This is a genomic window from Symplocastrum torsivum (assembly GCF_059505465.1).
This window is the reverse complement of record NZ_JCACKQ010000103.1, coordinates 1-7485: the sequence shown is the minus strand read 5'-3', so window position 1 is coordinate 7485 and position 7485 is coordinate 1. Positions and strand designations below refer to the sequence as shown.

The following is a 7485-nucleotide window of genomic DNA, read 5'->3' as shown; positions in this document are numbered from 1 at the left end:
ATCTCTTCTTTTCTTGTTTCGCTATGTATTTAGCATACTAAGTACTGAAGAACCATAATAAATAGCTATGATGTAATGTTAGTGCTGTTAATTTAACGATACAAAAAAGTATACCCAGGTTGTTTTACCTGGGTATTAGTAAATATATACCAGCCAAGTTATAGGTTAAGGTGGCTGGCGGTTTTTAAATTAAAGTAGAAGCTTTCAAGGCTTATGTAAAAAAATATTACGGATAGCGTAAAGAAACGGTAGCAATCGTTACATTAATATAAATTTATCTCTAACCATAGATAGGTACCTCGGCAAGGTATAGGGTATCTAGAAATCTGAGAATATTATCCTAGATAAGCTTTTCGGACACGCTCATCTTTGAGGAGTTCTGAAGCAGAACCTGTCAGGGTGAGGTGTCCAGCTTCTAGAACGTAACCTCTATCAGCCGTTTGCAAGGCGAGGCTGGCGTTTTGTTCTACAAGTAAAATGGTGACTCCAGATGCGTGTAACTGACGAATGACACTGAAGATTTCACGCACAACTTGGGGGGCTAAACCTAAACTGGGTTCGTCGAGTAGCAAGAGTTTTGGGCGACTCATCACAGCACGCGCGATCGCAAGCATTTGTTGTTCACCACCACTGAGGGTACCCGCTAGCTGGTTGCGACGTTCTCCCAATCGAGGGAAGGTGAGGAATTGACGTTCAATATCAGCTTTGATTCCCAAACGATCGGAGCGTGTGTAAGCGCCTAACTCTAGATTTGTCAAAACCGTTTGTCGGGCTAATACTCTTCGTCCTTCAGGGCTTTGGGCAATTCCCCGATTCACTACTTGATCGGGACGAGTGCGCGTGATGTCTTGCCCTTTATAGATAATCTGTCCTTTGAAGGGATTGATTAAACGAGAAATCGCTTTGAGTGTGGTACTTTTGCCAGCGCCATTTGCTCCAATTAGCGTCACAATCTCACCCTCATTGACTACCAAATTCGTATCGATGAGAGCTTGGATAGCACCATAGTTAACATATAGACTTTTGATCTCAAGCAGTGGTTTAGTCATTTTTTTGTTGTCAAAAGTCGTTAGTTATTGGTTAGAGGTGTAAGGCTTGTACCCTGACTAGCTGCTAAAGCTAACCACTAACCACGTTCTCATCTCCTAAATAGGCTTCAATTACGGCTGGGTCGTTTTTTACTTTCTCCGGTTCACCCAAGGCAATTAACTGACCGAAGTCTAGGACAGCAATGCGATCGCATAAACCCATCACTAACGGTACATGATGCTCGATCAGTAGCACGGTTAAGTTGAAGGAGTCACGAATTTGGCGAATCAAGTCACTCAACGTACCCTTCTCATTGGGATTCATACCTGCGGCAGGTTCGTCTAGCAGCAAAATTTTGGGTTGTAAGGCTAAAGCGCGAGCAATTTCTAAGCGTCTTTGGTCACCATAAGCAAAATTCCGGGCTTTTTGTTCTGCTCTTTCGGCAAGTCCTACCAAGGCTAATAATTCTAGGGCTTTAGAAAAGGTTTGTTGTTCTTCTGCGACGGCTGAGGGTAATCCCAGTACACCTTTAATTACACCTGTTTTATTGTGGATGTGATGTGCGATCGCAACATTTTCTAAGGCGGATAAATTACCAAACAAGCGCAGATTTTGGAAAGTACGAGCAATTCCCTTTGACGCAATTCGGTGGGGACGTTGTTTAGTAATTTCTTCCCCTTCACAAATCAACTGACCACTAGAAGGCGGCATTAACCCTGTAATTAAATTAAATAGTGTAGTTTTTCCGGCTCCATTCGGCCCAATCAAGCCAAATATCTCGTTTTTCTGCACAGTAAATGAAACTTTATTGACCGCCACAAGACCACCAAAACGGCGAGTTATCTCTCTTACTTCCAGAACTGGTTTTAAATCGTTATACCCTTTCTGATTATCATTCATTGTTTTTGCCGCTTGAGTGGCTTAAAGCGCTTTAATAAGTCTGGAGTAATAATACCTTGAGGGTAAAATACACTACCAATTACAATTAGTAGTCCAAAGATAATCAAGCGTCCATCCCGTAGAAACTGCGCTAGCCAAAGTGGTAAACCACTCGTTCCTGCGGCTGCCCTTAGTGCTTCTGGCAGGGCTGTGAGTACCATGCCGCCGAGAACAGGCCCAACGAATGTTCTAGAGCCACCAATCAGGACAAATGCTAGGTAAATGATACTAGCATCAAACGTTCCTTGACGGGCATTCCAAGTATTCAAGAAATGAGCGCTGACTGCCCCAACGAGTCCGGCTAAAACGGCTCCTAATGTAAATGACAGCACTTTATAATACGTTGGGTTAATACCCATCGCATCAGCGGCGAGTTCATCTTCACGAATAGCATTTAAAGCCCGACCAACACGGATACGTTCCAGGCGGTACAGGAATAACATACTTAGAATTAAGAGAGGTGCAGCTATCCAGAGGTATTCAATTGAAGAGGAGAAGGGTTGAGGAATTGCAAAAATGCCAACAGCACCACCTGTAATTTCCAAATTCAAAGCGAAAACTCTCAAGATTTCGACAAAGGCAATTGTGGCAATAGCTAAATAAATTCCCCGTAATCGAAGAACTGGGATACCAAGTGCGATCGCTAGCACAGCAGACACCAAACCAGCCAGTAGCATTTCTAACAATAATAAGGGGAGAGGAAACGAACTTCCTGAGAATTCAAACACCTCAGTTGATAAAATTGCAGCGATGTAACCTCCCAAAGCGTAGAATCCAGGCGTTGCTAGAGAAAGCTGGCCTGCCATTAACGGTAAGTACACTGAAAGCCCTAAAATTGCTCCGAAAATCATTGAGACGATTAAGAAGCCATTGTTATTAATAAAATCTGGCATTTTGAGTTAATTGTTAGCTTTTGGTTGTTAGTTATTAGTAATTAGTAATTAGTAATGCATCAGTAATAATTAAACCTTGGTGACACGCGCTCTTCCCAACAATCCTTGAGGTCTGACCAGGAGCATGATGAATAGTAGGGCAAATGCGATCGCTTCTTTATAACCTGAGTAATCAGAAGGAACAAACGCCTCCGCCAATCCAATTACTAATCCTCCCAACACCGCACCTGGAATATTGCCTAACCCTCCTAGGACAATTACTCCTAATCCTTTAAGCCCAAAAGCAATTCCAAAATAAGGTCCAGCAATACTCACGCTAGAACCTACTAACGTCCCAGCTACACCTCCTAAAAAACCGCTCAAAAAGAAAGTCAACACAATAAAACGTTCTGTATTAATTCCCAACAGACTCGATGTCGTAGCATCCTCAGCAACGGCTTGTAAGGCTTTACCTGTCTTCGTGTAGCTGATCAAATACGTCAAGATCACAACAATTAATGCTGACACCCCAAAGATTACGACTTGAACCGTGCGTATCATTACAGGTCTTGCTGCCGTTCCGAAATTAATTGCGGCTGGTAAATCACCATAGGCATTAGCTGGAAATGTATAGATTTCTGCACCAACTAAATACTGAATCACATTGACAATAACAACAGCCGCTCCCAAGCTAGAAACCAAAGTTAGAAGTGGGTCAGCACCTCTAGCACGTAAGGGACGAAACGCAAGACGTTCTACAACGACTCCAGCCAAACCAGCGAAAATACTACCAATAAATAAAGCGATAACAAATGGCAACTGTATAGGTAAAGAGGCATTCGCCAGCAATCCATTAAAGCCAAACGCTCCACCCGCTAGGCTATAGGTAAAGTAAGCACCCAGCGTAAAAACAGCACCATGAGCAAAATTGATAATTCCTAAAATTGAGAAAACTAGGGTATAACCCAAAGCAAAGATGGCGTAAACACTGCCGATGGACAAACCATTCAGAAATTGCTGTAAGAAAAGGGTGAAGTCCATTGTAAGTTTTAGATTTGATGGAGGTTACAGTTTCTCTACCTCCGATAATTTTGGGATGGGGAATTGTGTTAATAGTTTATAAAAAATTCCCCATGCTTATTTGCTACTTCAAGAAAGTAAACTTACCATTCGTACCATCAGCATCCATCTTGATTTGAGCAACATAGAACTGACTTTGTTTAATTTCTCCCTCTGGATCGAAGGCAATGTCACCAAGAGGAGTTTTGTAAGTACCTGCTAAAATTTGCTGATTTAGCTGTGTTCGTAGTTGGTCTAGAGGCAACGTGTTGACTTTGGTTTTAGTATCTAAAGCCTTGAGTGACTCCACAAACACTTGTACTCCAGTAAAGGCTTGAGCGCTAAATTGTGGTGGTTCTTTCTTGTTTTGTGCTTTATAAGCTTCCCGGAAAGCTGTGTTAATCTCATCCGGTAATTCTGGACTATAGGCTTGAGCAATTAACACACCATCACATTGCGCTTTACAGACAGGAAGTAAATTTGATGTATTCAGTCCATTTCCACCAATAATTAAACCTTTGTATCCTAGTTCACGCAGTTGTTTAACTAAATTTCCCCCATCAGCGGCTAGACCTGAGATGATGATTAGGTCTGGGTTGAGGTTCATTGCATTCGTAGCTTGGCTTTGGAAATCGGTATCGGTGGTTTGAAACTTCTGTACGGTTACCAAATCCAGTTTTTGGTCTTTTACCGTTTGTTGAAATGTCTCAGTTTCTGATTTGCTAAATGCATCATTCTGAGCAAAAAAGACCGCTACTTTTTTGATTTGAGGATTAATCTTGAGTGCGGCTTGAACAGCGTTTGGAGCAACAACGGCTACAGGTGCTGAGACACGCGCAATGTAATCCCCAATTTGAGGAATATTCTTGGCTGTATTAGATGGTGCTAAGACAGGGACTTTGGCTCGATCAGCGATTGGATCAGCGGCAAAAGCTTGCTGAGAAAGTGTTGGTCCAACAATTCCAACAACTTTATCTTGAGTAATTAAGGTATTAAAGGCATTAATTGCCCCTTGCTCATCACCGGCTGTGTCTTGGAAAACTAGCTTGATGGGTGTACCATTAACGCCACCCTTGTCATTAAAAAACTTTTCAGCAATCTTTGCCCCAATGACTTGTTCTTGACCTAGTAAGGAGACGTTACTAGTTTGTGCTACAGCAATACCAATTGGGATAGCTGCTGTTGATGTATTTCCAGCATTATTACTGGTAGTTGTGTTAGGTGCCTTGTTCTGACTACAGGCAACAACTAAGGCAAATGTGATGAATGATGTGAGGATTTGGGTAAAAATACTTTTCTTAAACATTTCAGAACTTCCACAGCGATCGCACTTTCTAATTATCTCTCTCTCGGCAGAAGTTGTTTAATCGAAAAAGGTCAATTTTAATAACGTTGAAGATACACAAACTGGCAAAAAAAGGTCGTCAGTTTACAAGAGTTAAGGATTTTCACCGTATTGTTGATAGCGTGAGTAGAACGGCGATGACGATCAAGAGTTCCCTTAATCAGTGATCGCACTATTATTCCAGTCAAAGGCGTAACTCTAAGCAGTCACCGGAAATCGCGACTCATCAGTTCGGTTCTACGACCCCAGAACGATGATTAATATGAGTATTCTCATAAACAGATAGAGCAGATAGTTGGAGAGACTGCACTTGCTGTGCATGGGGATAGATCGTGGTGCAAAAATGGTTGTTGCCAAGCCTAAGTGAAGTTTTAGCCCACAGTGAACAGACGGGGCTGAATAACCAAGTCGTGCCTCTGGTAGGACACGAAACAATAGCGCATAAGAGTCAACGCTGTGCTAACAGTCGTAAGGTAAGAGAGCGTGCGATCGCACAAGCCGATGCGGCAGCAGCCAAAGCGCAGCGGGAGTGGAAAAGCGCGATCGCGTCATTAGAACAGTTGCTTTTGCAAACAACTACCCTAGATGAGTCTGAGACAGTTAATTGTAAGCCGTCGTCACTTCAAGGCTTAGTCTTAGCAGGTCCTGTACCAGTATTGAGTCATCCCAATCTTCTTGCCCATTTCCAAACCGGGATTTTTACGAGCGAAGGATTTAATGCCTTGGCTTGGATGCCCTTTCAACTGCCACCTGCCAAAAACGGGCAGACTCCGCAGCTTGAAAATAGTGCCTATGGGTTACCCTTACTTCGGGATGATCCCTTGGCAGCAGAACAATTTTGTTTAGTATTTACCAATCGTTTTAGCTTAGTGATGGCATCTGGAGAAGACTTGGCTGGTGTTTCAGCTTTCCGATTCTCCTTTGATCCAGAAGATATTGAGCAAGCTTGGCTAACACTCCGTCCTCGGTTGCTACTTACCAGCCCTCATCAGCTAGCGCAGTTGGAAGCTTTTGTTCAACAGTTTGCGCCGAAGTCACCTGATTACCGAATTGTAATGGACTTCAGTCGCCAGCTCCTCAAAAATTTACCAGAACTGTCTCCAGCAGAAACTATCCAGACAATACCTGTCACTTCTACACACCCAGTTGGTCAGACAGAACACCTCCATCATCAGGGCGATCCCTTCAAAGTAGGTCGTCATTGGGAGCCTTTGGTAAAACATGAGGAGCGAGGCGTGAGTAGAGTCTCTAATCCTGGTGAAGCCACGCCGGATGTAGAGTTGCTTCAAGCACTAACCCACGAAATTCGGACACCTCTCACAACAATTCGCACCCTGACAAAACTGCTGCTAAAGCGGCGTGATTTAGCTCCGGAAGTGATTCGGCGTCTGGAAATCATAGACCATGAGTGTACTGAGCAAATCAACCGCATGGAGTTGATTTTCCGGGCAGTGGAATTAGAAACAACAGCGGCTAAGCAAGTACCTGTTAACCTCACCCCCATGTCAGTAGCGCAGGTGTTCCAGCAAAGCATTCCCCGTTGGCAAAACCAGGCACAGCGGCGTAATGTCACCTTGGATGTGGTGCTGCCTCAGAAGCTACCATCTGTAGTGAGCAATCCTGCCATGCTCGATCAGGTACTAACAGGCTTGATTGAGAACTTCACCCGTTCTCTTCCGGCTGGTGGTCACATTCAGGTACAGGTTACACCAGCAGGAGACCAGCTAAAGTTACAATTCCAGTCTCAGCCCGATCCGGACAAGAATGGGACTGCATCGGAGTGTGCAGACTCAACATTCCCGACGTTGAAGTCGATTGGTCAGTTGCTGATGTTCCAGCCAGAAACAGGTAGTCTGAGCTTAAATCTTGATGTGACCAAACATCTATTCCAAGCGTTGGGAGGAAAACTAATTGTACGGCAGAGACCTCAAGAGGGTGAAGTAATGACAATTTTCTTACCCTTAGAAGTCAGTCATACTGATATAGGTAGTCAAAAAGAAATCTTTGCTAAGAAATAGATGCGATCGCTTCACAGATACGATTGCGAAGCTCTGAGTAACAACCTTAAGCCCTGAACTAAAGTACCCTACCCTTCGGGAACCCCTACGGGGAACGGGAACGCTACTCTTCGAGAACGCTTCGCGAACGCGAACGGGCTAAAAGCTAAAACCCGTTAAAACGGGTTGAAACCCACATTCCGCCCTTTGAGTGTCACAAGCAGATAATTTAGTGGAGCGCAAT

General features: G+C 43.7%; 6 protein-coding genes. 1 reads left to right on the top strand and 5 read right to left on the bottom strand.

What is annotated here, in order from left to right:
- Positions 1-335: 335 nt before the first annotated feature.
- From AC5JL3_RS24965 to AC5JL3_RS24945, 5 genes are all read right to left on the bottom strand, one after another.
- Positions 336-1049, bottom strand: a complete 714-nt coding sequence (locus AC5JL3_RS24965; RefSeq protein WP_496077046.1) for an ABC transporter ATP-binding protein — start codon at positions 1047-1049, stop codon at positions 336-338.
- Between the two features lie 70 nt (positions 1050-1119).
- Positions 1120-1929 carry an ABC transporter ATP-binding protein gene (locus AC5JL3_RS24960; protein ID WP_496077045.1) on the bottom strand — a complete coding sequence of 270 codons (810 nt, stop codon included), beginning with the start codon at positions 1927-1929 and terminating at the stop codon, positions 1120-1122.
- Entirely contained in the window at positions 1926-2861 is a 936-nt protein-coding gene (locus AC5JL3_RS24955) for a branched-chain amino acid ABC transporter permease (protein WP_496077044.1), read from the bottom strand. The genes AC5JL3_RS24960 and AC5JL3_RS24955 overlap by 4 nt, the downstream gene beginning before the upstream one ends.
- A 69-nt stretch (positions 2862-2930) precedes the next feature.
- Entirely contained in the window at positions 2931-3881 is a 951-nt protein-coding gene (locus tag AC5JL3_RS24950; RefSeq protein WP_496077043.1) for a branched-chain amino acid ABC transporter permease, read from the bottom strand.
- Between the two features lie 103 nt (positions 3882-3984).
- Complete coding sequence (locus tag AC5JL3_RS24945; RefSeq protein WP_496077042.1) at positions 3985-5205, bottom strand: ABC transporter substrate-binding protein; 1221 nt, start codon at positions 5203-5205, stop codon at positions 3985-3987.
- A gap of 374 nt (positions 5206-5579) precedes the next feature.
- Here AC5JL3_RS24945 and AC5JL3_RS24940 point away from each other — a divergent pair, with 374 nt between their 5' ends.
- Positions 5580-7262 carry a sensor histidine kinase gene (locus AC5JL3_RS24940; RefSeq protein WP_496077041.1) on the top strand — a complete coding sequence of 561 codons (1683 nt, stop codon included), beginning with the start codon at positions 5580-5582 and terminating at the stop codon, positions 7260-7262.
- Positions 7263-7485 lie beyond the last annotated feature (223 nt).

Bases quoted from the DNA above. Each gene is read 5' to 3' on its own strand.
- AC5JL3_RS24960 (WP_496077045.1), bottom strand. From the start codon at position 1,929: ATGAATGATAATCAGAAAGGGTATAACGATTTAAAACCAGTTCTGGAA.
- AC5JL3_RS24965 (WP_496077046.1), bottom strand. From the start codon at position 1,049: ATGACTAAACCACTGCTTGAGATCAAAAGTCTATATGTTAACTATGGT.
- AC5JL3_RS24950 (WP_496077043.1), bottom strand. From the start codon at position 3,881: ATGGACTTCACCCTTTTCTTACAGCAATTTCTGAATGGTTTGTCCATC.
- AC5JL3_RS24955 (WP_496077044.1), bottom strand. From the start codon at position 2,861: ATGCCAGATTTTATTAATAACAATGGCTTCTTAATCGTCTCAATGATT.
- AC5JL3_RS24945 (WP_496077042.1), bottom strand. From the start codon at position 5,205: ATGTTTAAGAAAAGTATTTTTACCCAAATCCTCACATCATTCATCACA.